The organism is Streptomyces katrae, assembly GCF_000966975.1.
Classification (GTDB): domain Bacteria; phylum Actinomycetota; class Actinomycetes; order Streptomycetales; family Streptomycetaceae; genus Streptomyces; species Streptomyces katrae.
Window position 1 is genome coordinate 1 of record NZ_JZWV01000008.1, and the last position, 3,300, is coordinate 3,300.

Consider the following 3,300-nt stretch of genomic DNA (forward strand, 5'->3'; position numbering starts at 1 on the left):
GGGGGATTTTGAGGCGCGGGGTCCGGGGCGGAGCCCCGACAGCCCGGGCGCAGCCCGGGGCCGCTTGCGCAACGGCGCCGCACCCGGCCGAACGCGCGGGGTCCGGGGCAGCGCCCCGGGAGGCCCTAGGCCACCGGCGAGCCGATCAGCATCGCCGGCGCCCCCGCCACCCGCGTCAGGAACACCGTCGCGGAATTCGGCCCCGCCGGCTTCACCTTCCGCCGCAACTCCTCCGGCTCGATCGCAGACCCCCGCTTCTTCACCGTGAGCACCCCCACCTCCCGCTCCCGCAGCAGCGCCTTCAGCTTCTTCAGCCCGAACGGCAGTACGTCCGTGATCTCGTAGGCCGTCGCGTACGGCGTGTCCCGCAGCTCGTCGGCCGTGACGTACGCGATCGTCGGATCGATCAGCCGCCCGCCCAGCTGCGCCGCCACCTCCGCGACCAGGTGCGCCCGGATCACCGCCCCGTCCGGCTCGTACAGCCAGCGCCCCACCGGCCCCGCCTCCGGATCCGGCAGCGGTTCGGCGGTGCCGAGGCCGACCGGCCCCGGCAGCAGGGTGGCCCGTACCGTGCCAGGGGCGGTGCCGAACCACAGCACGGCCTCCTTCACGTCCCCGTGGTCCGAGATCCACTCCGCCTCGGCCTCCGCCGGAACCGCCTCGTGCGGGATCCCGGGAGCGATCTTGATGGCCGCGTACTTCGCCGTCCGCGCCGCCTCCACCGCCCAGGACAGCGGGGGTGAGTACGCCTCGGGGTCGAAGATCCGCCCGCGGCCTCCGCGCCGCGCCGGGTCGATGAAGACGGCGTCGTACGAGGAGACGTCGACCGTCGTCACGTCCGCCTCCCGGACCTCGATCAGGTCCGCCAGCCCCAGCGCCTCCGCGTTGGCCCGCGCCACGGCCACCGTCAGCGGGTCGAGGTCCACCGCCAGTACCCGGATCCCGCGCCGCGCCAGGGCCAGCGCGTCCCCGCCGATTCCGCAGCACAGGTCCGCGACGCTGCGTACGCCCAGCCCGGCGAGCCGCTCGGCCCGGTACGAGGCCACCGACGCGCGGGTCGCCATCTCCCCGCCGCCGGGGGTGAAGAACATCCGGAACGCGTCCTCGGCCCCGAACTTCGCCACCGCCCGCTGCCGCAGCCGGGCCTGCCCCAGCGCGGCCGACACCAGCGCGGCGGGGTGCTCGCGGCGCAGCCGGGTGGCGACGGCCAGCTCCTGGGCGGGGTCGTAGTCGCGGAGCGAGTCGAGGAGGGCGCGCCCCTCGGGGGTGAGGAGCGCGGCGAAGTCTTCGGGAGTCACGGCTCCATTGTCGGCCAGTCGGTGGAAGGGGGGACCGCGGCCGTGGTGTCGACCGGTGAGCCGGGCCGTGTGGTGCAAGGATCCGCTGCTATGCAGCTAGTACGACAAAAGGGAAATCCCACGCAGTTTGGTCACCGGTCCGCGGCACGCCCGCGCGGCCGGTACGGGGTGGCCGCGGCCGCGCTGCTGGTCGCCGCCCTGGGCACGGGGTGCGGCGCCGCGGACCCGGGTACGCCGGTCAAGGGCAAGCCGGGCCAGGCCGCCGCCGAGGCCGGCTCCGGCGCGGCCGGCGCCCTCGCCAACTCCGCCGAGCAGCTCAAGGCGGCCCAGGCGGCCCGCGCCGCCATGGCGAAGAAGTGGGGGCTGGCCAAGACCCCGCTCATGGCCCCCGCCGGGCCGAAGACGAAGCCCGAGATCACCACCCGCGAGGGCTTCGAGGTCGAGGGGCAGGACGAGCTGCCCCCGGTCTTCACCACCGTCCCGACCGAGGACAAGGTCGTCTTCCTGACCGTCGACGACGGGGCCGAGAAGGACCCCGAGTTCATCCGGATGATGCAGGAGCTGAAGATCCCGTACACGGCGTTCCTCAGCGACTACCTCGTGCGGGACAACTACCCGTACTTCAAGGAGATGCAGGCGGCCGGCGTCACCCTGAACAACCACACCCTCAACCACCGCTACATGCCCGGCCTCAACTACGAGCAGCAGCGCGAGGAGATCTGCGGGCAGCAGGACACCATCCAGAAGCAGTTCGGCAAGCGGCCCCAGCTCTTCCGGCCCCCGTACGGCAACTACAACCAGGACACGCTGCGCGCGGCGAAGTCCTGCGGCATCAAGGCGGTTCCCCTGTGGAATGCGGAGGCCTTCCCGAACCGGATGGACTACCGTGAATGGGACAGGGACCTGCACCCCGGGGACATCATCCTCACGCACTTCCGGGGTCGTGAGGACTGGAAGGGCACGATGCCTGACATGATCCGTCATGTCATGAAGACCGTCACGGACAAGGGGTACGCCGTGGCCCGCCTGGAGGATTACCTGTGAAGTACGCGCGCCGGCTGGTAGCCGGGACGCTGACGGCCGGCGCGCTCGCGCTGTCCCTGTCGGGATGCGGGAACAGCGTGGATCCCATCGAGAGACTGGGCCGCAAGGCCACGCAGACGGGGGGCCCGTCGGCCTCCCCGTCCGCCAAGGCCTCTGCGGCCGCCTCCGCCCAGGCGGGCACCCCGGGGGACGAGGCGTACCGCAAGTGGGGGCTGACCGCCCCGCTGCAGTACGCCCCCAAGCCCGCGCAGAAGCCCCAACTCCCCAAGCCGGCGGGGCCGGGCAAGCCGGTGGTGGTGGACCGAATACCCGTGGCGCCGAACGACAAGGTCGTCTTCCTGACCTTCGACGACGGCGCGGAGAAGGACCCCGAGTTCCTGAGGATGGCGGCCGACCTGAAGCTGCCGATCAGCATGTTCCTGACCGACAACGTGGCTTCGTCGGACTACGGCTACTTCGAGAAGCTCCGCGACAACGGCTCGAACAGCACGGTGAACAACCACACCCTGACGCACCCCAACATGCGCACGCTGTCGTTCGCGGCGCAGAAGAACGAGATATGCGGGCAGCAGGAGCGCCTGCAGAAGCGCTTCGGCAAGCGGCCTGTTCTGTTCCGCCCGCCGTTCGGCAACTACAACGACGACACCCTGAAGGCCGCCTCGGAGTGCGGCATCAACACGGTCGTGCTGTGGCGGGCGTCGATGCAGATAAACGACTTCCAGTACGCCGAGGGCTCGGCCCTCAAGCCCGGCGACATCGTCCTGGCCCACTTCCGGGGCCCGTCGGAGCTCAAGGGCGCGACGGAGATCCACATGGTGACGAAGATGCTCCAGCACATACAGGAACAGGGGTACCAGGTGGGTCGGCTGGAGGACTACCTGTAGGGCGGGGGCTGGACGGTGTGGCGGGGTCGGGGGAGGGCGGTGCCTCCCCGGGCGGTCTCAGGGAGGGGTTGGGG

3 protein-coding genes are annotated in these 3,300 nt (G+C 71.5%); 2 read left to right on the forward strand and 1 reads right to left on the reverse strand.

The genetic code is table 11. The features are described from left to right. Positions 1-125: 125 nt before the first annotated feature. Complete coding sequence (locus VR44_RS00535) at positions 126-1,298, reverse strand: THUMP-like domain-containing protein (protein ID WP_045945318.1); 1,173 nt, start codon at positions 1,296-1,298, stop codon at positions 126-128. 90 nt (positions 1,299-1,388) lie between these two features. On the opposite strand from VR44_RS00535, the gene VR44_RS00540 reads away from it, so the two are divergent. Together VR44_RS00540 and VR44_RS00545 are read left to right on the forward strand one after the other, a co-directional pair. Continuing rightward, positions 1,389-2,342 (forward strand): polysaccharide deacetylase family protein, encoded by a 954-nt coding sequence (locus tag VR44_RS00540; protein ID WP_045945319.1) that lies wholly within the window; start codon positions 1,389-1,391, stop codon positions 2,340-2,342. Continuing rightward, positions 2,339-3,226 carry a polysaccharide deacetylase family protein gene (locus VR44_RS00545; RefSeq protein ID WP_245691567.1) on the forward strand — a complete coding sequence of 296 codons (888 nt, stop codon included), beginning with the start codon at positions 2,339-2,341 and terminating at the stop codon, positions 3,224-3,226. The genes VR44_RS00540 and VR44_RS00545 overlap by 4 nt, the downstream gene beginning before the upstream one ends. Positions 3,227-3,300 lie beyond the last annotated feature (74 nt).